At 65.6% G+C, this 23,556-nt stretch carries 21 protein-coding genes; 10 read left to right on the forward strand and 11 right to left on the reverse strand.

The window, feature by feature from the left end:
• Positions 1-16: 16 nt before the first annotated feature.
• The 7 genes from shc to NK8_RS21265 form a co-directional block, all read right to left on the reverse strand.
• Complete coding sequence (shc, locus tag NK8_RS21235) at positions 17-1,996, reverse strand: squalene--hopene cyclase (protein WP_213229513.1); 1,980 nt, start codon at positions 1,994-1,996, stop codon at positions 17-19.
• On the reverse strand, positions 1,996-3,273 hold the full coding sequence (gene hpnE, locus NK8_RS21240; protein WP_213229515.1) for a hydroxysqualene dehydroxylase HpnE: 1,278 nt from the start codon (positions 3,271-3,273) through the stop codon (positions 1,996-1,998). Before hpnE ends, shc begins: the two co-directional genes overlap by 1 nt.
• On the reverse strand, positions 3,273-4,121 hold the full coding sequence (hpnD, locus tag NK8_RS21245) for a presqualene diphosphate synthase HpnD (protein WP_213229517.1): 849 nt from the start codon (positions 4,119-4,121) through the stop codon (positions 3,273-3,275). Before hpnD ends, hpnE begins: the two co-directional genes overlap by 1 nt.
• Before the next feature lie 234 nt (positions 4,122-4,355).
• Positions 4,356-5,297, reverse strand: a complete 942-nt coding sequence (locus tag NK8_RS21250; RefSeq protein WP_213230484.1) for a GGDEF domain-containing protein — start codon at positions 5,295-5,297, stop codon at positions 4,356-4,358.
• A gap of 19 nt (positions 5,298-5,316) precedes the next feature.
• The gene (locus NK8_RS21255; protein ID WP_061175042.1) at positions 5,317-5,940 is read right to left on the reverse strand and encodes a chemotaxis protein CheC; all 624 of its coding nucleotides are present in this window, start codon (positions 5,938-5,940) and stop codon (positions 5,317-5,319) included.
• Positions 5,933-6,301: a response regulator gene (locus NK8_RS21260; RefSeq protein WP_162068006.1), complete on the reverse strand. Its 369-nt coding sequence runs from the start codon at positions 6,299-6,301 to the stop codon at positions 5,933-5,935. Before NK8_RS21260 ends, NK8_RS21255 begins: the two co-directional genes overlap by 8 nt.
• Positions 6,302-6,410: 109 nt before the next feature.
• On the reverse strand, positions 6,411-6,572 hold the full coding sequence (locus NK8_RS21265) for a hypothetical protein (RefSeq protein WP_162068007.1): 162 nt from the start codon (positions 6,570-6,572) through the stop codon (positions 6,411-6,413).
• A gap of 513 nt (positions 6,573-7,085) precedes the next feature.
• Between NK8_RS21265 and NK8_RS21270 the strand changes: the two genes are divergently transcribed.
• Positions 7,086-9,350: a hybrid sensor histidine kinase/response regulator gene (locus tag NK8_RS21270; protein ID WP_213229519.1), complete on the forward strand. Its 2,265-nt coding sequence runs from the start codon at positions 7,086-7,088 to the stop codon at positions 9,348-9,350.
• 179 nt (positions 9,351-9,529) lie between these two features.
• On the forward strand, positions 9,530-10,819 hold the full coding sequence (locus NK8_RS21275; protein WP_213229521.1) for a hypothetical protein: 1,290 nt from the start codon (positions 9,530-9,532) through the stop codon (positions 10,817-10,819).
• A gap of 68 nt (positions 10,820-10,887) precedes the next feature.
• Here NK8_RS21275 and NK8_RS21280 read toward each other — a convergent pair whose 3' ends face one another.
• A complete protein-coding gene (locus tag NK8_RS21280; RefSeq protein WP_213229523.1) occupies positions 10,888-11,439 on the reverse strand; it encodes an NADPH-dependent FMN reductase in 552 nt (183 codons plus the stop codon).
• Positions 11,440-11,900: 461 nt separating this feature from the next.
• Between NK8_RS21280 and NK8_RS21285 the strand changes: the two genes are divergently transcribed.
• A complete protein-coding gene (locus tag NK8_RS21285) occupies positions 11,901-12,140 on the forward strand; it encodes a DUF4148 domain-containing protein (RefSeq protein ID WP_162068011.1) in 240 nt (79 codons plus the stop codon).
• An 801-nt stretch (positions 12,141-12,941) separates the two neighbouring features.
• Positions 12,942-13,511, forward strand: a complete 570-nt coding sequence (locus NK8_RS21290) for a lipocalin family protein (RefSeq protein ID WP_213229525.1) — start codon at positions 12,942-12,944, stop codon at positions 13,509-13,511.
• An 11-nt stretch (positions 13,512-13,522) separates the two neighbouring features.
• On the opposite strand, the gene NK8_RS21295 is transcribed toward NK8_RS21290, so the two are convergent.
• Together NK8_RS21295 and NK8_RS21300 are read right to left on the reverse strand one after the other, a co-directional pair.
• Positions 13,523-13,777: a hypothetical protein gene (locus NK8_RS21295; protein WP_225936299.1), complete on the reverse strand. Its 255-nt coding sequence runs from the start codon at positions 13,775-13,777 to the stop codon at positions 13,523-13,525.
• A gap of 103 nt (positions 13,778-13,880) precedes the next feature.
• Positions 13,881-15,335: a sigma-54-dependent Fis family transcriptional regulator gene (locus NK8_RS21300; protein WP_213229527.1), complete on the reverse strand. Its 1,455-nt coding sequence runs from the start codon at positions 15,333-15,335 to the stop codon at positions 13,881-13,883.
• A gap of 306 nt (positions 15,336-15,641) precedes the next feature.
• On the opposite strand from NK8_RS21300, the gene NK8_RS21305 reads away from it, so the two are divergent.
• The 4 genes from NK8_RS21305 to NK8_RS21320 all read left to right on the forward strand — a co-directional run bounded on the left by NK8_RS21305 (position 15,642) and on the right by NK8_RS21320 (position 20,616).
• A complete protein-coding gene (locus NK8_RS21305) occupies positions 15,642-17,042 on the forward strand; it encodes a GntP family permease (RefSeq protein WP_162068014.1) in 1,401 nt (466 codons plus the stop codon).
• Between the two features lie 780 nt (positions 17,043-17,822).
• Entirely contained in the window at positions 17,823-18,617 is a 795-nt protein-coding gene (locus NK8_RS21310; RefSeq protein ID WP_213229529.1) for a 3-hydroxybutyrate dehydrogenase, read from the forward strand.
• Positions 18,618-18,772: 155 nt separating this feature from the next.
• Positions 18,773-20,332: a PAS domain-containing methyl-accepting chemotaxis protein gene (locus tag NK8_RS21315; RefSeq protein WP_213229531.1), complete on the forward strand. Its 1,560-nt coding sequence runs from the start codon at positions 18,773-18,775 to the stop codon at positions 20,330-20,332.
• A gap of 50 nt (positions 20,333-20,382) precedes the next feature.
• Complete coding sequence (locus NK8_RS21320; protein WP_061175052.1) at positions 20,383-20,616, forward strand: hypothetical protein; 234 nt, start codon at positions 20,383-20,385, stop codon at positions 20,614-20,616.
• Positions 20,617-20,628: 12 nt separating this feature from the next.
• Here the strand turns inward: NK8_RS21320 and NK8_RS21325 are convergent, their stop codons facing one another.
• Positions 20,629-22,629: an AI-2E family transporter gene (locus NK8_RS21325; protein WP_213229533.1), complete on the reverse strand. Its 2,001-nt coding sequence runs from the start codon at positions 22,627-22,629 to the stop codon at positions 20,629-20,631.
• 282 nt (positions 22,630-22,911) lie between these two features.
• Here NK8_RS21325 and NK8_RS21330 point away from each other — a divergent pair, with 282 nt between their 5' ends.
• Both NK8_RS21330 and NK8_RS21335 read left to right on the forward strand, forming a co-directional pair.
• Positions 22,912-23,094 carry a DUF1289 domain-containing protein gene (locus tag NK8_RS21330; RefSeq protein WP_213229535.1) on the forward strand — a complete coding sequence of 61 codons (183 nt, stop codon included), beginning with the start codon at positions 22,912-22,914 and terminating at the stop codon, positions 23,092-23,094.
• 101 nt (positions 23,095-23,195) lie between these two features.
• Entirely contained in the window at positions 23,196-23,498 is a 303-nt protein-coding gene (locus tag NK8_RS21335) for a hypothetical protein (RefSeq protein WP_213229537.1), read from the forward strand.
• The last annotated feature ends 58 nt before the right edge of the window (positions 23,499-23,556 follow it).

A 23,556-nucleotide genomic window follows, 5' to 3' on the forward strand; every position in this document is an offset into this window, starting at 1 on the left:
GCGACGACGGGCGCGCTCACATCGCCACCGTCACGCGCGTGAGGCCTTCGCGCGTCAGATTGCGATAGCGCGCGAGCGCCCACAGCGGGAAGAACTTGCGATAACCGTGGTAGCGCAGATAGAACACGCGCGGAAAACCCGTCGCGGTGAAGCGCGTTTCGTCCCACAGGCCGTGCGCCTGCTGCGTCCTCAGCAAATAGCCGATGCCGCGCGCGACCGCCGGATGCTCGACGAGGCCCGCCGCCATCAGCCCGAGCAGCGCCCACGCCGTCTGCGACGCCGTGCTCGGCGCCTGCTCGTAACCGCGATAGTCGAGCTTGTAGCTCTCGCCGTCCTCGCCCCAGCCGCCGTCGGTGTTCTGGATGCCGATGAGCCAGGCCGCCGCGCGCTCCATGCGCGGATCGGTCGGCGCGACGCCCGCCGCGTTCAGCGCGGACATCGCCGACCAGGTGCCGTAGATGTAGTTCAGGCCCCAGCGCCCGTACCAGCTTCCATCGCGCTCCTGATCCCTGACGATGTAATCGAACGCGCGCCGCGCGGGCTCGCTGTTGAACGACGTCTCGCCAAGCTGCGCGAGCATCGACAGGCAGCGCGCGGAGACATCGACGGTCGGCGGATCGAGCAGTGCGCCGTGATCCGAAAACGGAATGTTGTTCAGGTAGAACTGCGTGTTTTCCGGCTCGAACGCACCCCAGCCGCCATCGCTGCTCTGCATGCCGACGACCCATTCGCGCGCCCGCGCGATCGACTCGCCGTACATCGCGGTGCCGTTCTCGCGATCCGCGCGCTCCATCGCCATCGCGACGACCGCCGTGTCGTCGACGTCGGGGTAATGCGGGTTCGCGAACTGGAACGCCCAGCCGCCCGGCCGCACGTTCGGACGGCGCGAGATCCAGTCGCCGCGCACGTCGAGAATCTGCAGCGGCACCAGCCAGTCGAGGCCGCGCGCCACCGCCGAGCGCGCCTTCGGCATGCCGGTTTCGAGCAGCGCGTGCGCCGCGAGCGACGTGTCCCACACCGGCGACAGACATGGCTGGCAATACGCTTCGCCATCGTCGGCTTCGTCGATGACGAGCAGCTTGTCGAGCGACTTGCGCGCGATCGCGCGGTGCGGATGCTCGGGCGGGTAGCCGAGCACGTCGTACATCATGACCGAGTTGGCCATCGCCGGGAAAATCGCGCCGAGACCGTCCTCCCCATTCAGGCGCTCGTCGACGAAGCGCACCGCTTCATCGATCGCGCGCTCGCGGCCGGCTTTCGGCAGCAGCGGGTCGGCTACGCGCAGAATCGAATCGACCACGCGGAAGAACGCGAACCAGCCGCGGCTCTGGTGCCCCGAGCGCGCCGGCATGCCGGTATTGACGGGCGGATTCGTGAACACTTCGTCGATTCGCACGCCGCGCGGATTGCGCGCGCGCGGACGTTTCGCGTTGAGCACGAGCATCGGCACGATCACCGTGCGCGCCCAGTACGACACCTTCGACAGATGGAACGGGAACCACATCGGCAGACGCATGATCTCGACGGGCATCATCGGCACCGCGCGCCACGACACGACGCCGAACAGCGCGAGCAGGATGCGCGTGAACACATTCACCTTCTCCGCGCCGCCCGCGGCGAGAATCGCGCGGCGGGCGCGCTGCATGTGCTCGGCGTCGGGCGAATCGCCGATCATCTTCAGCGCGAAGTACGCCTTCACGGTCGCGGAGACGTCCATCGCGCCGTCGGTGAAGAGCGGCCAGCCGCCGTCCTCGCGTTGAATGCGCCGCAGATAGCGGCCGATCTTGGCTTCGAGTTGTACGTCGGCGGTCTCGCCGAGATAGTGGACGAGCAGCACGTATTCGGCCGGGATGGTTGCGTCCGCTTCGAGCTCGTAGAGCCAGTAGCCGTCCGGATGTTGCGCCGCGAGCAGCGCGTCGGTGGCCTGGTTGACCGCGGCGTCGAGCGAGGCGCCCGGCACCTGCGCGCCCACGGCCGACAGGGATAAATCGTTCATCAGCGTTCCATCGATGGGTTCAACAGCGCGTCCGCGGCCTTCTGGCCGGAACGGATCGCGCCTTCGATCGTCGCGGGCAGGCCGGTCGCCGTCCAGTCGCCCGCGAGCGTGAAATTGTGCCAGCGCGTGCGCGTGGCGGCCCGCAAGCCTTCCTGCGCAGGCACGGCGGCAAACGTCGCGTGTTCCTCAACAACGACTTGCCACGGCGGCGTCGGCACGGCCGGCATCTTCACGGCCTGCGCCGTCTCCTGCCAGACCGTCCGCGCGATGTCTTCGTGCGGCGTCGCGAGCCATCGGCCGGCGCTCGCGAGCGTGACCGAAAGCCGCCCGTCGGCCGCGCGAATCCAGTCCGACATGCCGTTGACGACACATGTGAGCGGCTGAATGCCGTCGGGCGCATCGGCGGCGAAATGCACGGTGACGATCGCGCGCGATGCATCTGGCGCGCTCAGGTCCGGCACCAGCCGGCGCGCCGCATCGGGCGGCACGGCGAGCACGACGCCGTCGCCCGCGCCGAGCGTGATGGGCTCGGCCGCGCCTTCGAAAGCCAGCGAGCTTACACGCTCCTTCGAATCCGTGCCCGATACCCCGATGCCCGCGACGCGCGAGCCGAGCCGGATTTCCGCGCCGCCGTACTGCAACAGCCGCAGCGCCGGTTCGACGAACGCATGCGACAGCCCGCTTCTCGCGATGAGCGGCCGGCACGCCTGCCCGCCCTGCGCGACCGTCTCGCGCAAGAGACCCGCCGCGAGCGCCGCGCTCGCCTCCGAAGGATCGGCGTTGAGCATCGCGCGCAGCAGCGGGCGCACGAGCAGTTGCCACACGCGATCCTTGCTGCGCACCGATTCCTCGACGGTGCGGCCCGGCTTCGCCCAGAAGAGCGGCAGGAACGGCAGATAATCGGCGGGCTGCGTGCCGGGCACGCGCGCGTCGGCGTCGAAGATCCAGCGCGGCAGGCGGCCCGTCGACATGCGGACCGTCCACGCGTCGCCGGTAGCGACATCGAAAAAAGGATATTCGGGATGCGTCGGGCCGAGCAGCGTTTCCGCCGCGCCGATCGTGCGCAAATAGGCCATCGCCGAATGATTGCCTGAAAGCAGCAGATGATTGCCGTTGTCGAGCGTGGCGCCGAGCCGGGGATCGAAGAAGGAGCGGCAGCGCCCGCCCGCGTGCGGCGCCGCTTCGTGCAGCACGACTCGCGCACCGCGCCGTTGCGCCTCGACCGCGGCGGCGAGCCCGGCGACGCCCGCGCCGACGACGATGACCCGCCGGGACATCAGATCAGGTTGCGCGCCACGATCCACAGCAGGCGCGAACGCGGCGTCCGCACGCGCGTGCGCGGCAGGTCGAAGCCGCGTTTCAGATTGGCGTCGAGCACGGTCCGATACGCCGCCGACATGATGCGCGGCGCGCGCACCAGAGCACGCGGCGAGGCCGCCATGATCGTGTCGGACTGTTTGTAGTGGCCCTTCGCGCGTTCGGCGAGCACGGCGCACACGCGCGGCAGGCGCGCATCGCCGACGATGCTCGCCGGATCGCTCGTCGAAATGCCTTCGCGCGCGAGCAGTTCGCGCGGCAGATAAACGCGGCCGATTTCCGCGTCTTCGTCGATGTCGCGCAGGATGTTGGTCAGTTGCAGCGCGCGCCCGAGATGATGCGCGAGCCGCCGCCCGGCGTCCTCGTGCATCCCGAAAATTCTCACCGACAGCCGCCCGACCGCGCTCGCCACGCGATCGCAATACAGGTCGAGCGTGGCTTCGTCGGGCGCGACGATATCGCCGGCGGCGTCCATCGCCATGCCGTCGATCACGGCCTGGAAGTCGTCGCGGGAAAGCTGGAAAGCCTGGATGTGGCGCGTGAGAGCTTCGAGCGATTGCTTCGGCGCGCCGGCGTAGCACGCGTCGATGTCCGCGCGCCACTGGTCGAGCGCGAGCGCGCGCTCGCGGCGCGGGAGCGTGCCTTCGTCGGCGATATCGTCGACCGCGCGGCAGAACGCGTAAATCTGATACATCGCGTCCCGCTGTTCGGCGGGAAGGATCCGCATCGCAAGATAGAACGAACTTCCCGACGACGTTTTCGCGGCGTCTGGAGCAGGATCGTCAGCGATGATGTTGGAAACGGCCAAGACGAACTCCGCTGTGGCGCCCCCAAGGGCAAATTAAGAGATCAGGCGCCAGTCTCGATGCAATCCGACGCGCGCGGAACCACCTGGCGCTGTGCGGAAAGATCGAAGAGAAAAAGCCGGCGCGAGCCGGCTGCGACTGCGCCGGAAGCGGCAAAGAGTATATCAATTCTTTGCCTGATTGCGCCTAAGCCGCACGGGACGCGCGGGCCGGGGCGCGGCGCGCCGGGCGAAGGTTCAGGCGAACCCGACCGCCCGATTGCGCCCCTCGCGCTTGGCCGTGTAGAGCGCCGCATCGGCTTCGTTGATGAGCGCCTCGTAAGACGACGTCACATCCGTGCGCGCCCGCGCCACGCCCACGCTCGCCGTGATCGGCACGGGCGCGCCCTGCACGTCGATGGGCGTCTCGCAGATCGCGCGGCGCACTTTCTCGGCGACGATCATCGCGTCCTCGAAAGGCGTGCACGGCAGCAGCAGCGCGAATTCCTCGCCGCCGAAGCGCCCGAACACGTCCTGCACGCGCACGCTCTTCGCGACACGCTCGGCCATCACGCGCAACACCGTATCGCCGACGAGATGGCCGAGATCGTCGTTGATGCGCTTGAAGTGGTCGAGATCGAACAGCAGCATCGACAGCTCGCCGCCGTAGCGCTGCCATCGTGAAAATTCGTCGCGCAGGCGCAGCTCGAAATAGCGCCGGTTCGCGATGCCGGTCAGGCCGTCGCGGTCGGCGAACTCCTGCAGCTTGGCCACGGCTTCGTCGCGGGCGCGCTGCATCATGCTCGCGTGCGTCGCGTCGGAAATCGTCACGCACACGGCGCGCACCTCGCGCTCCAGCGTGAGCGGCATGAAGGTGCAGTCCTGCTGCATGAAGTCGACGCCGCCGGTGATCGGCCGGTCATGGTCGAACTTGAAGAGATACGGGCGCTGCTCCCACGAGCTGAATGCGAAGCTGCCGAGCTGGAACACGCTTTCGATCTTGCGCGTGAGCCACACGCGCGGCAGTTCCGGAAAGCTCGCGAAGATGGACTTGCCCGTCACCTGCTCGGCCGTCTTGCCGCTGTGGTCCTGCATGAAGCGGTTCCACATCAGCACGTTCAGGTCGCGATCGAGCACGAAGATGCCGAAGCCGACGCGCTCGATCACGAGTTCGGAGAGCGCGTGCCGCAGTTCGTCCATGCTCACGATGGCGTCCCGTTCAGAGGCTCGAGAGAAGCGCGTCGAGCGCTTCGTTCAGATGCGCGATGGCGTCTTCGGCCATCAGCATCACGAGGTGGGCGCGGAAGCTGTGGTCTTCGAGCGCGAAATTCACTTCGAGCAGCAGCGCGGTCTTCCAGGCGAGCATCGCGGGCTGGAAGACATCGTCGAGCCCGATTTCCATGCCGAGCATGCCCGGCGGCGAAAAGATCGGCGAGCGGCCGAGGCGGTCGAGAATGCACGACACGCACGCGCCCATCAGCACGGTGGCGACGTCGAACACGAGCTCGGTGCGCGTCGTCGTTTCATAGGTGGATTTGGTGTACGGATCGTCGACGAGCGCGCACAACTGGTCGACGCTGCCGCTCTTGCACAGCACGATCGCCTCGCCCTTGATATCCGAGCGAAAGCCCTGGCGCACGGCCGTGACGGTATCGGTGATGCCGGTCATTTCGGAGAGCGCGGCGGACGCCTCGGCCACGCTCACCACGCGCACGCGCGGCACCGACAGCTCGATGAACGTGCCGAGCAGCTTCGACAGGCGCGTCGCGGCCTGGCCCATCGCCATATTGGCGACTTCCTGCAGCGCGTCGCGCTGGTCTTCGTTCAGTGCGGCATCAACCATGGAGTCCGTACTCCTTCAATACGGGACGCAGCGCTTCGGGCGTCACCGGCTTCGGCAGAAACGCGATCGCGCCGAGCGCGCGGACCCGTTGCTGGGCCATCGGCTGCACATCGGCGGACACGACGATCACGAAGGTGTTCAGGTCCTCGTGCTGCAACGCGTCGAGCACCTGATAGCCCGTCATGTCGGGCATCGTGAGATCGAGAAACATGACCGACGCGCGGCCCGCCCGGTAATGGTCGAGCGCCTCGCGCCCGTTGGTGGCGTAGGAGATCTCGACGTCCCAGTCCGGGGGCAGCGCGCGCGTCAGCACCTTGCGCGCGAGCAGGGAATCATCGGCAATGACAATCGGCAACGGCATGGTCGGCAGGATCTCTTGGGCGGTTTTGGGCTGGGCACGGTCGAGCCGCACACACGGCATGCTCTCGCATGTGATTACGGCATCCGCGCGGCAATCTTTATGGCGATCTTTACGGCGAGATCGGTGTGAGCGCGCGGGTCCGGCGAAACTGCGGACGCTGTCGCAGATCCAGTTCGGCGGCGATGAGCCACGCGCGCCGCCGGCGGACATGCGCGCGCCAGGCGGCGGGCGTCCGCTGCGTGATCAGATGTTGGCTTCCGACCGGCATCATGTTGCCTGCCCCCTGCGTGATCCGGACCTGCCGGATCGTGGCCTTCCTCTCCTCGAACGGTCGCGCTGCCGCCGGCGTGTTCGCCTGCAGGCCGTACTGCTTCCCCGTTGCGCGCCGTGAGGCTGCTTGTTATCTCCGGCGCGCGCTCTGGCGGCGCGTACAGCGGAGGATTGCATTGTCTGACTATCAGAATGTCAAAGCAACTCGCCAAAGTGCAAAGCCAGAATTAATCTGACGAAACGGGAGCGCAACGAGGTGGATTTCACTCGGAGTCTTCCGGTGTGATACGTTGTCATCCTTTTGTGTACGTTTGCGCTACCGATAATCTCGCTAACTGTGCGCGGCGTCAGAGGTTTTCCTCGAATGCCGCGCGCGCTGCAAGGAACCGACCGGCATGCTTCCTGCGTTCTACTTGCGGTTACACCACTCGCGCCCGATGGGCGGCCCACGAACGAGCGCCGCAGCGTACCAATGGCGCGAACGTCGAGTAAGTTTTCCAATTCGCTGCCAAAAATGTCGCTGCAACGTGAGGAGTCCGACGCCGAATCCGCCGCGCAATCATGGCAGGAAGAACCGCCGTATCCGGTGGTTCCCGAGCGCAATTTCGCCGCGCAGCGCCTGACGCTTTACGCGCTTCTCGTCGCCGCGATCGTGCTGCCGTGCGTGTACGTCGCCATTACCGCCTTTACCGATTACCACGCGCGCGTCGCCGATGCCTCCGAGATCGTCGCGCGCAATGCCCGCGTCGCCGAGGAGCACGCGCTCAAGGTCTTCGATCTCAACGTCACGCTGAACGAGCGCATCGTCGATCTGCTCGACGATCTCGACGCCGACGCGATCCTTCGCGAGAGCGCGACCATTCACCAACGCCTCAAGGCGATCAGCACGACCTACCAGCAGGTCGCAGCAGCTTCGGTGTTCGGCCCCGACGGCAGGCTGCTCGCGACCAGCCGCGTCTGGCCGACGCCCGATATCTCCGTTGCGAACCGCGAGGACTTCGGCGGGCTGCGCGCGGGTCAGCAGATCGAGCAGATTTCCCGCGTGATGATCGGCCGCGTGGCCGGCGAGCAGGTCTTCAATACGGCGGTCGCGCGCCTGACGCCCGCGGGCAAGTTCGACGGCATCGTGTCCATCGCGCTGCGGCCGTCGTATTTCGGCGCGTTCTATCGCGAGCTGATCGGCGACAACCCGAGCGTTTCGCTCGGCCTCTCGCGCTCGGACGGCGAAGTGCTCGCGTGGTTTCCGCCGCGCCCGGCCGACCGCATGGCGCTCGCGGCCAGCTCGCCGCTGCGCGACGCGTATGTCGCGGGACGCAGGAGCGGCGTCGTGAAGATGGTCTCCGGGCTCGACAATCAATTGAAGATCGTCGCGTTCCGGCGCGTCGGCACGTATCCGATCTACGTATCGAGCGGCTATCCGATCGCGACGATCTGGGCCGCGTGGTGGCGGCATCTGAGCGTGCTCGCGCTCTCCATCTTCGCGCCGTGCGTCGTGCTGTGGGCGGTCATCGGCCAGTCGCTGCGGCGGCTCGCGACGGAACAGGAAGCATGGGAGCGCTGGCAGGCCGAGGCGTCGATGCGCCGCTCGATCGAATCCGCCTACCGGCAGGCGCGCAAGATGGAGGCGCTCGGCAATCTCGTCGGCAGCGTCGCGCATGATTTCAACAATCTGCTGATGATCGTCTCGACCAACGTGCAGATCGCGCGGCGGCGCGGCGCGGCCGGCCTCGACCGCGAGCTGTCCGCGATGGAGCGCGCGCTGAAGAGCGGCCAGTCGCTGACGCGGCAACTGCTCGGCGTCGCGCGCAAGCAGCCGTTGCGCAGCGAGACCATCGGCATCGGCAAATGGGTGCCGGCGGGGCGCGAGTTGCTGCGCGCATCGCTCGGGGCGAAAGTGGCGCTCAACGTCGAGGTAGCGGCGGACGTGTGGGCGATCCGCGTCGATCCGGCGGAGCTGGAGCTTGCGCTCATCAACGTGGCGGTGAACGCGCGCGACGCGATGCCCAACGGCGGCACCTTCACCGTGCGCGCCGACAACGTGCGCTTTCGTCACGAGGACGGCTTTCCGATCACCGGCGAATTCGTGCAGATCACGCTGGAGGACAACGGCTTCGGCATGAGTTCCGACGTGCTCGGGCGCGCGTTCGAGCCGCTCTTCACGACCAAGCCGAAAGGCATGGGCACGGGTCTCGGCCTGCCGCAGGTCTTCGCGTTCTGCGAGCGCGCGGGCGGGCTCGCTACGATCGACAGCGCGATCGGCGCGGGGACCGCCGTGCGCCTCTATCTGCCGCGCGCGGATGCGCTCGCGCCGGGCGCGGCCCCGGCGGAACAACGCACCACGGAGCAGGAAGCGGACGGCCTGCGCGTGCTGCTGGTCGAAGACAACGAAGAAGTCGCCGCGGGCACCGAGGCGTTGCTCACGATGATGGGCCACCGCGTCACCTACGTCTTCAACGCCGATGCCGCCGCCACCGTGCTCGAAGCCGCACGCACCGAAGTCCCGGCCGATTTCCCGTTCGACGTCGTGCTCTCAGACATCCACATGCCGGGGCAGATGAACGGCATCGATCTCGCCGAGATGCTGCAACGCTTCGATCCGCACGTTCCGGTGATTCTCGTCACGGGCTACGCAGAAGAGCTGGACCGCGCGCGGCAGGTCGGCGCGCGCGTGCTGTCGAAGCCATTCGACATCGCGCTGCTCGACTCGCTGCTGCGCGCCATCCGCGAGCGCATGCGCGAAGCGGGGAAAACGGGCGCGACGCCGTCCGTCGATCGTTGAATTCCGCGCAACGTCTTCGTTTTTTGTACGCGCCGTTGTAAAAGCGGCGCGCGTCTCTCCCTCTGTCTTCCTGCCCGCGCCGCTCGCGCGCATCCGGCACGCGAGTTGCGTAATCGACGGCACGTGCGGCGACTTACTTTCGCCGATTCCGGAATTCCGCCCATCCGCAGGAGGCGTAAATGCGACACACCGTCATCGGAGTTTTCGACACCTATGCGCAAGCAGAGGACGCGCGCGCGGCCTTGCTCGCGGCAGGCTTCCCGCGCGCGGATATCGAACTGCAGGCCAACCCGAAGCGCGACGACGCCGCCGCGCCGTCCGACATGCCCGATGCCGAAACGCATCGCGAGCCGGGCATGCTCGCCAACATCGAACGCTTTTTCAGCATGCTTTTCGGCGGACGCGATCAGCCGCCCGAAGTCGCGCATTATTCGGAGGCCGTGCGGCGCGGCGCGGTGCTCGTGGCGGTCGATACGCCGAGCGTCGAGCAGGCCGACATCGTGCGCGCGACGCTGTCCGACCAGGGCGCGATCGATATCGACGAACGCGCGGCGAGCTGGACGACGCTCGAACACGGCATGCCCGAAGCCACCGCCGCCGATGACCGCGATCATTCGGTGCTGGATGAACTCGGTCTCGGACGCGGCAGCGGCGTGCCGGGACGCGAGCCGGTGAACGATCCGGACATGGCGGCGACGCGCGCGCGGGCTTATCCGCGTGCCGATCTCGGCGACCCGGCCGCGGTGACGCCGCGCGACTACGTCAGCGACCCGGCCGACGACGTGCTGATGCCGCGTGGCGGGATGCAATCGCAGTCGCAATCGCCGCTGTCGCAGACTCAATCGATGATGAGCGACGCCGAACGCGCCGCGCGCGACCCGCTCGCCGGACGCGACCCGGTGACGGGCCGCGATCCGTACGCGACGACCGGCGTCGATCCGCTCGCGGCCGGTTCGCTGTCCGAGCGCGATGCGCTGATGGGCCGTGATCCGTTGCCGGGCGTGCGTACCGATACGGCGTCGGAATGGCGTTCGGTCGAGCCGCTCGGCCCGCTCGACGAACCGGCTGCGCCTTCTCAGCCGGGCGCGACGCGCGCGATGGGTTCGTCGCCCGATCCGGTCGTCGCTTCGGCGGGGACGCAGGCGGCCGGGCCGGTCGGACCCGTGCCGGGCGCCGGTCCGCAAACGGTGCCCAACGAGTACATGGAGTACGAAGAGGACTTCCGCGCCGATTACGATTCGAAGTATTCGGCCACGGGCGCGCCTTACGAGGACTATCAGGGCGCCTATCGATACGGCGCGACGCTCGGCGACGACGACCGCTATCGCAGCCGCGCGTGGGACGATCAGATGGAGTACGAGACACGCCGCGACTGGGAGAGCAAGCACCCCGAAGGCGATACGTGGGAACGCTTCAAGGCGGCGATCCGCCACGGCTGGGATCGCGTGACGGGGCATCATCACGTCTGATTTCCCGTCGGACAGCGTTCAACGATTACGGCCCGCTCGCGCGGGCCGTTTTTTTGTGTGGAGCGTGCTTATGCGGCCCTGTCGCGCACCCACGCGACGTATTTGTCCATGAAACCCTGCAAATATTTACGCGTGTCCTCGCTCACGATCTTGCCGCTCGCATCGATTCGGCTTTCGTCGTGCTTGATATACATCTCGGGCTGATTCATCAACGCGATGTCGAGATACGCGCACACGCCGCGCAGATGCGACTGCGCGATCGCCGTGCCGATCGCCCCGACCGAAGTCCCGATGATCGCGCCCGGCTTGCCGCCCCACACGCTCTGCCCCCACGGACGCGAGGCCCAGTCGAGCGCGTTCTTCAGCACGCCGGGAATCGAGCGGTTGTACTCCGGGGTGACGATCAGGAGGCCGTCGGCATCGGCGATCTGCTGTTTGAACGCGCGCGCGACTTCGGGGAAATCGCTGTCGTAGTCCTGGCTGTAGAGCGGCAGGCTGCCGATGTCGAGAAATTCGAAGGAGAAATCGCCCGGCGCGAGCGACGCAAGCGCATGCGCGAGCTGCTTGTTGAATGAATCCCGCCGCAGGCTCCCAACGACCACCGCGATCTTCAAAGCCATGACATCTTCCCCCGTGAAAAGGATGAAAAGGTGGATGACCCGGACGATGGACCTGTCCGGAAGCGCCGTCTTCAGACGACACGCGTGCACATGATAGGCGCAACGCAGGGAAATCGTCTTCGATGTTCGCTCACGCTTCGCGGACTATTTTTGCGACGAAATGAGCAAACTACTTCACGGCGCGGCTGCATGCGGCTCGCGGCGAGCTATCCCCATGGTTATCCACAGAATCTGTGGATAAGTCGAGGGTAAGTCCCATTCCGTTTAGTTTTTGATTCGTAAACGAAACATGACGCCCATGGAAGTGGCGTCGAGCGCGCCGGGACTGGGCATGCCGGGCCAGCATTCAACCAGTCTCGACAACAATGTGTTGGCTCAATCGGTATTTTTGCCCAATAGGATTCCTCCTAGACTGCATCTCAAGCGTCGGCCCCGACGCACACGCATCCCGGAGGTTTCCCATGAAAAACACGCTGATCGGCGGTCTGGTTCTGTCCGCGCTTCTCGCAACCGCGCCGGCTTTCGCCCAATCGACGTTCGCCGGAAAGTCACGCGCGGAAGTGAAGGCGGAACTCGCCACCGCACGTAGCGCGGGCGATCTCGATGCCGTCAATTCGCTGAGCTATCCGCAGTTGCGTCCGTATCAGGAGCGGCACGCGCAGCTTCGCACCGACATGCGCAACGACGGCAGTTCGCGGTAAGCATCAACCTAGTCGAAGAATCAGAGGCAGCAGTCTGAACTGGCCCTCCTCCACCGTCGAACAGAAGGTGGTTGCGCCCGACGCGCTCGCGCCGGGCGCTTTTTTTTGCGTGCTCAGAGCATCATCGTCAGGCACAACGTGACCGTGACGAGCGATATCACCGTCGAAAACAGAATCGCGCTCGACGGCCACTACGTCAGAAGCGGCTGCGCGACGAGCTTGAGGCTCACGAGCGCGCTCGTCGTCCTGAAGTCGCGCGCTTCGCCTTTCGCACCGAGAAAGAGGCCGAGCGCGACCAGCGCGCAGAGACTCGCCGCGCCGCCCAGCAGCTTGAGCGGCGCCTAAAGGTGAGACGTTCCGGGAGTCAGGCGACGGTGAGTCGCGCGATACGCAAGCGGCTCACTCTTCGGTGAATCGTCGGGATCGCGAAGCAAGATGGCGATCTCAGTCACATGGTTAAGTGAATAGTGCAAGCCCTTGTTCTTAAACGTATTAGATTTTCGTGCGCTCGTTGCGCCGCAACGTAGCGTGGGCTCGCGCCAATAGCGGCGAGCGGCGCGCCGGGTTGCCTCCGACGGATGAACTTGGATAAAGGTGAGGTGATTCGGGAGTGCGGTTGATAGCAGCCGTTCCTTCTGCGCCTGCAAAAGAAAACCCTGTCAGGACAGCCACTTGCGCCTTGCGCCGGTTCTCGCGCGCGTCATGAAACGCGTCCAGAGGTGAGCAAATTCGGGAGCCGTCCGCGGACGGAACGAAGCTTGCTGATCCGTCTTCCTTCGCATATCTCACCCTGCAAGCAACATGAAAATCGGACGATCCTGGGCATACGGCGCCGCCGCGCTGGCATTGATCGGCGGCATCGCAGCGCTGGCCGCATGTGCATCGAATGGCGCGCGCAAGAGCGGCAACGACAACGTGCCGGAACCTTCGAAGGCCGTCGATCTCGATCGCTATCTCGGTCACTGGCACGAGTTCGCGCGCTATGAAAACCGCTTCGAGCGCAATTGCGAAGCCGTCACGGCGAACTACGCGCGTCGTGAGGACGGCCTCGTGTCGGTCGTGAACGCGTGCCGGCAAGGCGGCGTGAGCGGCCCGTACCGGTCGGCGGAAGGACGCGCGAAGATCGTCCCGGGATCGAACGGGTCCAAGCTGAAGGTGTCGTTCTTCGGCCCATTCTATGTCGGCGACTACTGGATTCTCGATCACGCCGACGATTACACGTGGTCGATCGTCGGCGAACCGAGCGGCCGCTATCTGTGGATTCTGACGCGCGAGGCGAAACCGTCGGCCGAGTTGCGCCGCGCGCTGATCGAGCGCACGCGCGCGCTAGGTTACGACGTCACGATGCTGCGCGAGACGCAGCAAGGCTGACCGGCACGCAGCTAGCTTCCCTTGCAGGCGATCAGCAGCGCGTTCTGATTGTTCTCGGTCGACTGATCGAGCACGTCGTAGCCGCTCGGACAAAGCGCTTTCGCGTTGTCCGTGCAGTTGCGCCAGCCGCCGTAAGCGGGACACTGGATCTGCTGGGTCGGACGTCCGTCGTTGGAGAAAAGCGGCGGCGCGCTGCTGCATCCGGCAAGCGCCCACGCGCTGCCCACAAGCATGACTGAAAGGCCTGTCGCCTTGCCGAGCTTCATCCCGCTTTTCATCCGCTACCCCTTGATTCTTGGTTGTTATTTTCGATTTCGGGAGTATGCCACGCGAAGCTTTCGCGTCGATTTGCTCTGTTCGCAAAAGCCCTCAGACGGCGATCCCGAGCGCGGCGATCTTCTTGTACAGCGTCGCCCGCCCGATGCCGATTTTCTCCGCCGCATCGGCCACGCGGCCGCCGCTTGCGCGCAGCGCATCGGAGAGAAAGCGCTTTTCGAAGTCGGCCATCGCGTCCGCGTACGACACGTCCGGCGCAGCGTCTCCTTCCTGCGCGACCGGTTCCGCCTGCGCCGCGATCGCGACGCGCCCCGCATCGATGAACGCGCTCAGCGCGCGGGCGTCGATGTGCTCTGTCTCCGAAAGCATCAGCGCGCGCTCGAGCGTGTTGCGCAGTTCGCGGACGTTGCCCGGCCACCAATACGCTTCAAGCAGCCGCAAGCCGTCCTTGTGCAGCACGAAATGGCCGACGTGCCCCGGACGCGTATCGGCCGACAGGTCTTCGAGGATCGCGTAGGCGAGCGCTTCGATATCCGCGAGGCGTTCGCGCAAGGGCGGCGCGTGAATCGTCAGCACGTTCAGCCGATAGAACAGATCCGCGCGAAAACGTCCCGACGCGACGAGCGCGGGCAGATCGGCGGACGTCGCCGCGATGATCCGCACATCCGCGCGCACGATGCGATTCGAGCCGAGCGGCTCGAACTCCTTGTCCTGCAGCACGCGCAGCAGCTTGCCCTGAAGCGGCAGCGGCATGTCGCCGATTTCATCGAGAAAGAGCGTGCCGCCGTCGGCCAGCTCGAACTTGCCGACGCGGCCCTTGCGCTCCGCACCCGTGTAGGCGCCCGCCGCCGCGCCGAAGAACTCGACTTCGAGCAGCGTGTCCGGAATCGCCGCGACGTTCACCGTGACGAGCGGCTTGCCCGCGCGCGTCGATGCGCCGTGGATCGAATGCGCGAGCAGTTCCTTGCCGGTGCCGGTTTCGCCGAGCAGCAGCACGGGCGAATCGACGAGCGCGGCGCGCCGGGCCTGCCGCTTCACTTCGAGACTGGCCGGGCTGGTGCCGACGAAGCTCGAAAACGTGTACTTCGCGCGGCGCGCCTGCGCGAGCGACTGACGCGTGGCGATCAGCTCCTGCTGCACGCGCGAGTAATGCGCGAAAAGCGGCGTGAGCGCCTTCATTTCGTCGAAGAGCGCGAAGCCGATCCCGCCGATGATCGCGCCCGATTCGTCCTTGAGCGGCAGACGCGTGACGACGAGCGGCTCGCGGTCCGTTTCGAGCACGTCGAGCAGGATCGGCTTGCCTGTCGCGACGACTTCGCGCATCAGGCTGTTCGGAATCACCGTCTCGCAGTCGAGGCCGATCGCGTCGAGCGGATCGTCGAACCCGAAGCGCGCCGCGTAGCGCTTGTTGATCCACACGACGCGCGCGTCCGCATCGACGATGAACGTGCCTTCGCTCAGATTCTCGAAGGTCTTGAATAGCGACTCCATCGCGCGGCGCATGACGTCGCTGTAGTCCAATGGCACGTTGATCCAATCGTTGCGCATGAGGCCAGAGTCTCCGTTTTCTCTTTTTCGAGACCGAATATCTCAATTCTGAGACGCTCCGGCAATCCGCATCTGCACTAGGTTGCAAAAGGAATACGCGGGTTTTCCTCGCAACCGCAGCGTCTCCATTTCGAGACATCCGGTTGAAACGTTTTAGTGGCATGATTGCCCGATGCCCGTCCGGCATGGGTTTCAACGTGTTGGCACGGAACCTGCGTTCCGCCCGCGCGGTGCGTACCCCGCGCCGAAGCGCTTCCAGAAGAAGCGCGCGAACGTTTCAAAGAACAAACCACTCACGGAGACTCAATGTCGTTCCTCATCGTGCTCGCCGCCCTGGCGTTCCTGATGCTTGCCGCGTATCGCGGTTACAGCGTCATTCTTTTTGCGCCGATCGCGGCCCTCGCGGCCGTTCTGCTCACCGATCCCGCCGCCGTCGCGCCGGTCTTTTCCGGCATCTTCATGGAGAAGATGGTCGGCTTCGTGAAGCTCTACTTTCCGGTGTTCCTGCTTGGCGCGGTGTTCGGCAAGGTCATCGAACTGTCGGGCTTCTCCGAGTCGATCGTTGCCGCGGCCATTCGATACATCGGCAAGTCGCGCGTGAATGCGGTGATCGTCGCGGTGTGCGCGCTGCTCACCTATGGCGGCGTGTCGCTGTTCGTCGTCGTATTCGCGGTGTATCCGTTCGCGGCGGAGATGTATCGCCAGAGCAATATTCCGAAGCGCCTGATGCCAGGCGCGATCGCGCTGGGCGCGTTCTCCTTCACGATGGATTCGCTGCCGGGCACGCCGCAGATCCAGAACATCATCCCGACGACGTTCTTCAAGACGACCGGCTGGGCCGCGCCGTGGCTCGGCGTGATCGGCTCGCTGTTCATCATCGTGGTGGGGCTGACGTTCCTCGAATGGCGCCGCCGCTCGGCGATGGCCAAGGGTGAGGGTTACGGCACGTCGCTCGTCAACGAGCCGGAGCGTGTCGAATCGACGTCGCTGCCGAATCCGCTGCTCGCGATCGCGCCGCTGATTCTCGTGGGCGTGGCGAATTTCGCGCTGACGAAGTGGATTCCGACGTGGTATGGCGCGAGCTATACCGTGCCGCCGGAAGTGCTGCCGGGCGTGCATGCGCCGGTTACGACTGCGGTCAAGACCGTGGTTGCGATCTGGGCGGTCGAAGGTGCGTTGTTGATGGGTATCGTGCTGGTGTTGCTGACGGCGTTCTCGCGTGTGAAGGAGCGGTTTGCTGTGGGGACGCGGGCGGCTGTCGCCGGGGCCTTGCTTGCTGCGATGAATACCGCTTCCGAATATGGCTTCGGTGGCGTGATCGCGGCATTGCCGGGCTTTCTCGTGGTCAGCGATGCGCTCAAGAGCATTCCGAATCCGCTCGTCAATGCGGCCATTTCGGTCAGCGCGCTGGCGGGGATCACAGGCTCGGCGTCGGGCGGCATGAGTATCGCGCTCGCGGCGATGTCCGATACGTTTATCGCCGGTGCTCAGGCGGCGCATATTCCGCTTGAAGTCCTGCATCGGGTGGTGGCGATGGCTTCCGGCGGCATGGATACGTTGCCGCACAACGGCGCCGTTATTACGCTGCTCGCGGTGACTGGGCTTACTCATCGCGAATCGTACAAGGATATCTTCGCGGTGACGATCATCAAGACGCTGGCTGTGTTCTTCGTCATCACGGTCTATTACCTGACGGGCATCGTTTGACGCTTTATTGCCGCTAGCTCTGGGTTTCGCCGGATCCCGGTTTCGTGTCGGTTTATTAGCGTTGCCCCTGTGCGGGGCGGCACCTACTTTCTTTGCTGCTGCAAAGAAAGTAGGCAAAGAAAGCAGCTCGAGACGCCCGCGGTCATACGCAATTTGGCCACTATTCTCGTCGTTCGTGGCCTCTGTAGCGAGTGCCCTCGTAGGCCTAACCGGGCTTGGACCGCGCACGGTCTGACGAGCTAGTTTTCCTAGTGCGCTGGTTCAGCACGAAAGAGTTCCGGCACAGCGCTACGCGCTGCCGATGGGTCGGCAAGGGAAACCGACGAGAAAAAGGATACGCAGAAGCGCACGCAGACCCGACGTACCCATCGGCCGCGCAGCGGGCCGGAGCCATTTCGTGCTGAACCAGCTACGCACGCGGCGCGATGTGACAGACCGTGCGCGGTCCAAGCCCGAGGTGGCCTGTGAGGGCACTCGCTACAGACGCCACGAGCGAGGAGAAGACTACCCAAATTGCGTGTGACCGCGGGCGTCTCGAGCTGCTTTCTTTGGTTACTTTCTTTGCAGCAGCAAAGAAAGTGACTGCCGCCCCGCACAGGGGCAACGCCAATAGACCGACACGACAACGGGATCCTGCGAGAAAAAAAACCCATCGGCAACCCTAATTACGCGCCCACAACCGTCAAGCCAAACTCTCAACCAGAGCAAGACCAACCAAAGCGCCGGGCCAAGCAATGGCCTCGAAACAAACCCAAACCATCTGGAAAGACAAAACCGCCCATGACCCAACCCGCATCGAACAAATCGCTCGAAGGAAAGACGGCACTCGTCACCGGCTCGACGAGCGGCATCGGCCTCGGCATTGCCACCGCGCTCGCCCAGGCCGGCGCGAACCTCGTGCTCAACGGCTTCGGCGATACCGCCCCCGCCCTGAAGCAGATCGAAGCCACCGGCGCGAAAGCCGTGCACCACCCCGCCGACATGACCAAGCCGCAAGAGATCGAAGCGTTGATCGCCTTCGCGCACGAACAGTTCGGCGCCGTCGATATCCTCGTGAACAATGCGGGCATCCAGCACGTCGCGACCATCGATGAATTCCCGGTCGATCGCTGGGACGCGATCATCGCCATCAATCTGAGCTCGGCGTTCCACACGATGCGCGTCGCGCTGCCGCAGATGCGCGCGCGCAACTGGGGCCGCGTGATCAACATCGCGTCGGTGCATGGGCTGGTCGGCTCGGCAGGCAAGTCGGCTTATGTCGCGGCCAAGCACGGCATTCTCGGCCTCACGAAAGTCGCCGCGCTCGAAAACGCCCGCACCGGCGTGACCGTCAACGCAATCTGCCCGGGCTTCGTGCTCACGCCGCTCGTGCAGAAACAGATCGACGATCTCGCCGCGCGCGATTCGCTCACGCCCGACGCCGCCCGCGCGAAACTGCTCGGCGACAAGCAACCGTCCGCGCAATTCGTTACGGCGCAGCAAATCGGCGACATGGCCGTGTTCCTCTGTTCCGACGCCGCCAGCGAAATGCGCGGCTCGGCCCTGCAGATCGACGGGGGATGGAGCGCGCAGTAAGGCAAGCGGAGCCTATCGGCGACATTCCGCCGCACTTGAGCCTTTCTCTCCGATTCCCCTAAAGATCGTGGGGATAAAGGCCGTTATGTCCTTGTAATTCGAAGCGCGCCGCCGGTGGACCAGGCGGCGTGCGCATCGACAGAGCCAAGGACATCATGCGCAACAACCAACCCGTCACCCAGCAAGCGTTCGAATTCCCCGCCTCGGAGATGCTCGTCTCCGCCACCGATCTCTCCGGCAACATCCAGTACTGCAATCCGGCGTTCGTGTCGGTATCCGGCTTCTCGCGCGAGGAGCTGATCGGGCAGCCGCACAACATCATCCGACACCCCGACATGCCGCGCGAAGCCTTCGCCGATCTCTGGGCGACGGTGCGCGCCGGCCGTTCGTGGACCGCGCTCGTCAAGAACCGCCGCAAGAACGGCGATCACTACTGGGTGCGCGCGAACGTCACGCCGGTGATGGAGCACGGCAAGGTCGTCGGCTATCTCTCGGTGCGCGTGAAGCCGGCGCACGATGAAGTGCGGGAGGCGACCGCGCTCTACGCGCAGATGAAGGCCGGCCACGCGTCGCACAAACTCGTGCGCGGCGCGCTCGTGAAGCATGGTCTCGCGGGCAGGCTCGCGGCGCTCGCGCACATGCCGGTGAGCGCGCGTCTCGGCACGGCGTTCGCCGCCGCGCCCGTGAGCGCGTTGATCGCGGCGCTGGCCGGCTGGCGCGGCGCGCCGCCGCTGCCGCTCTGGATCGCGCTCGGCGTGAGTTCGGCCGTGAGTCTCGCGGGATGGATCGCGCTGTCGCGTCAGGTCGATGCGCCCGTGCGCACGATGTCCGGCTTCGCCGCGCGCATGGCCGCCGGCGATCTGACCGTCGACATGCCCGATGCGCGCCACGACGATCTCGGCGACGTGCAACGCGCGCTCGGCCAGTTGAAGGCGAATCTCGCGGCGATCGTCTTCGACGTGCGCGGCCAGATCGGCGGCATGCTCGACGCCGCCAACGAGATTTCGAGCGGCAACACGGACCTGTCGCGCCGGACCGAGATGCAGGCCGCATCGCTCGAACAGACCGCCGCGACGATGGATCAACTGACCACGACCGTGCAGGGCAATGCCGACGCCACCGTCCGCGCGCTCGAGCTCGTCAAGGAAGCGCAGGCCGCGGCCGACGACGGCGCGCGCATCGCGAGTCAGGTCGAGCAGACGATGGCGGGCATCACGACGGCGTCGCGACGCATCGCGGATATCACCGATGTCATCGACGGCATCGCGTTCCAGACCAATATCCTCGCCCTGAATGCGGCCGTCGAGGCGGCGCGCGCGGGCGAGGCGGGCCGCTCGTTCGCCGTGGTCGCGACCGAAGTGCGCAATCTGGCGCAGCGCTGCGCGGCTTCGGCGAAGGAAATCGAAGGCGTGGTGGCGACGAGCGTCGCGCAGATCGCGCAAGGCACGAGCCTCGTCACGCGCACGACGAGCCAGATGCGCGCGATCGACGAAGCGGTGAACCGCGTATCGACGATCATCATGGAAGTCGCGAAGGCGAGCGGCGAACAGGCCGACGGCATCGCGCAGGTGAATCAGGCGGTCGCCCATCTCGACGATTCGACCCAGCAGAACGCCGCGCTCGTCGAGCAGGCGGCGGCCACGGCCAAGCGCCTCGCGGAGCGCGCCGTCGTGCTCGATGAAGCCGTGCGGCTTTTCACCGTCGCGAAGGCCTGAACGCGCATCGCTTGGTACTATCGGAGCATTGCCCACAAGGAGTGTCTCCGATGACCGCTGAGAACAATCGCGCGGAAGAAGCGCGAGCGATGGAACGTATCGTCAACGCGACCCGCCAGGTTCAGTCCGCCTTCCTCGCGCTGCAGACGCAGTTTCCGCCCGAAGGCGACGGCCGCCCGTCGCAGATCGCGCTGCAGACCTTCGACGCCGCGCTCCAGGAACTCGAAGACGCGCAGGCGGCCTTCGACACCATGCTCAACGATCTGTTCGACGGCAACCGGTAAGCGCGCGACGCCTCATGCGTTGCGCAGTTCGGGCACGGTCTCGCCCGGGCCATTCAGCGCGGCTTCGGCGCCCGCGTCGCTGAGACCCGCCCACGGCACGCCGTCGGTGGACTGACGTCGCGCGGCGGCCACGCAGGCGTCGACCAGTTCCTTGAACGACACCGCCGCCGAACTCGTTCGCACCAGCACTTCGCCTTGCAGCGGGCTTTCGGGAAACACGAGTCCGACGATCAGCTCGGCCGATGACGCCCGCTGATGCAGGCGTCGCAGCAGATTGCGCAGATACGGCGGCGACTCGGCCGCGTCGAACGACACCACGCAGATGATCGACACACCCGCGAGATCCACTTCGCTGAAGCGTCCGCGCGAGAACCGCTCGTAGCCCGCGAGGTCCGCGTACAGGCCGTGCTTGCGAAAGAGCTGCACGGCGATGGTCGCCGCGAGATCGTCCAGTTCGCTGCGGCCCGCGATGCACAGCACCGACGCCGTATGCCCTTCCTGCTCGGCGTCGAAGCGCGCGGGCGGCGTTTCGTGCGCGAGGTTCGAGGCATCGTCGGGGGAATCGAGGCTCGCGGGCGGCACGTCCCTGCGTTCGATGCTCACGGCGGTGTCATCGGCATCTTCCAGCCCTTCGATGATGTCGAGCGCCGATTCGTTTATGCGCCGCAACTGATCCGCCGTCACGACGCCGCGCAGCACGTCGTTGTGGGCGTAGCGCAGGCCTTCGAGCGCGACTTCGTCGTAATAGGCGATCAGCGAGCGCTCCTTGAGCAGCGTCTCGGCCTGCACCAGCGCTTCGTCGGGATCGTTCGCAAGCAGGCGCTGATAGAAGTTTTCCGCGGGCGTGAGCGCGGGCCGGTCGCCGAACAGCACATCGAGAAATTCGAGCCGGTCGACGTGACGCCCGAGAATCACGAGGCACAGCGTGAGCGGCGTCGAAAGCACGAGACCGATGGGTCCCCAGATCCAGCTCCAGAAGATCGCCGCGACGATCACCGCGAACGGCGACAGGCCCGTGCTGTGCCCGTACAGCAGCGGCTCGACGACCTGGCCCGCGACAATATCCGTCACGCCGAACAGGACGATGGTCCACACGAGCATCGCCCAGCCGGGGCCGACCGCCGCCGCGAACACGACCGCGACGATCGCCGCGATCCACGTCCCGACGTACGGCACGAAGCGCAGCAGCGCGGTCATCACGCCGAACAGCAGCGCGCCCGGCACGCCGATGATCGCGAGCCCGATCGAAATGATGATGCCCACGCTCACGTTGATGCCGAGCTGCGCGAGGAAATAACGCGACAGACGCCGCGCGGCCTCGTCCATCGCGGTGGTCGCGCGATGCAGGTCGCGCGAGCCGAAGAGCCGTATCAGGCGGTCACGCAGATCCTCGCGCTGCAGGAGGATGAATACCGCGACCACGAGCACGATGCCGGTGGTTTCCAGCGGACTGATGATAGGCGACAGAAAGCGCTGCGCCAGCTCCAGCGGCGTCGGCGTGGGCTCGTGCACTTCGACGGGCATCGGTTGATCGATCGGCGACGCGGCCGGATTGTCCTCGTTCTTCGGCTCTTGCTCGCGCGCGGGGGAAAGGCGCTTCAACGCACGCGATGCGCGGCCGAGAAACTCATCGGCGCGGCCGACCGTCATGCGCTGCACGTTTTCGATCTTGCGCTCGACGGCCACCTGATACTTCGGCAGATCGCCCGCGAGCTGCGCAACCTGCGCGCCGATCAGCGCGCCGACCGCCGTCAGCACCGACAGCGCGATCACCACCGCGACCATCACCGACGGCACCTGACCGAGGCGCAGCCGCCGCAGGAAGTCGACGAAGGGCGCGAGCAGGAAGCTCAGCAGAATCGCGAGGATGATCGGGATCATGACCGCGCGCCCGAAGTACAGCGCACATATGATGATGACGCCCGTCACCAGCGACGCCAGCGCGCGCACGCCGGGCGCTTCGGGCGGCAGGATCTTCGCGGGTGGCCGGCGCGGCCCGGGTGCTTGCGGCATGGGAACGGCTCGTTAATGTATGAGGCGGTGAGAGGCGGAGCGAGCGGCACGCGGACCACGTGCAGGGATCAGCCGGTACTCAAGCAAGGCCCATGCCGCCGCGGCCACGCCGACGCTGATGAGGTGAGACTATTCGGGAGCCGAATTCTACTGCATTCGTTGCAATGGTGAGCAAGTACGGGAGCGGTGACCGGTCTATCGGCACGATCGAAACTATCAGTTGGATGCGTGGGTACGGCGCGTGCGACATTGACGATCGCCGCCGTTCATGGAAAGGACATCATGGCAGTCGATTCACCCTGCATCAGCATCTGCAAGTTCGACGAGAAGACCGGCTTTTGCATCGGCTGCCTGCGCACGAAGGACGAATGCAGGCAATGGAAGAAGATGAAGGACAAGCATCGCATCCGGATCATCGACGACAGGCCGAAGCGCAAGGCGAAGCTCAAAAAGCACCGGAAGTAGGCGGCGCGAACGAACAAACGCTGGACTGGTTGGCGAAAGGGTGATGGCGATTTTCATCGTGCTCGCGGACTACACTGAATGAGACTTCGCAGGAGTCCGCCATGAAAGTGCCCCGTATCGCAATCGTTTTCGCCTCGGTCTTTGCCGCTACTTCGGCTTTCGCGCAGTTGCATCCGAGCGTCGAAACCGACATGTACGCGCCGCAGAACAACACGAAGCTCATGCCTGACGCGCCGCTCGGCAGCCAGTATCCGACGCACGGCAACGCGCAGGCCGGCGAACTCAATCTCAATCCCAGCGATCCGCGCGCTCAGCTCGTCAACGGCCTGCCGAACAACGCGAGCAGCGGCGGCTACGGCTCGCCGCTCGCGGGCAACAAGGCGAACGTGACCAAGCCGAACTGAGCGCGGCTGCGGCGCTTCGCCAGCGTCGTAGGAAACGCGCCACTGTTCTCGTATCGAG

It is taken from the genome of Caballeronia sp. NK8 (assembly GCF_018408855.1).
Taxonomy (GTDB): domain Bacteria; phylum Pseudomonadota; class Gammaproteobacteria; order Burkholderiales; family Burkholderiaceae; genus Caballeronia.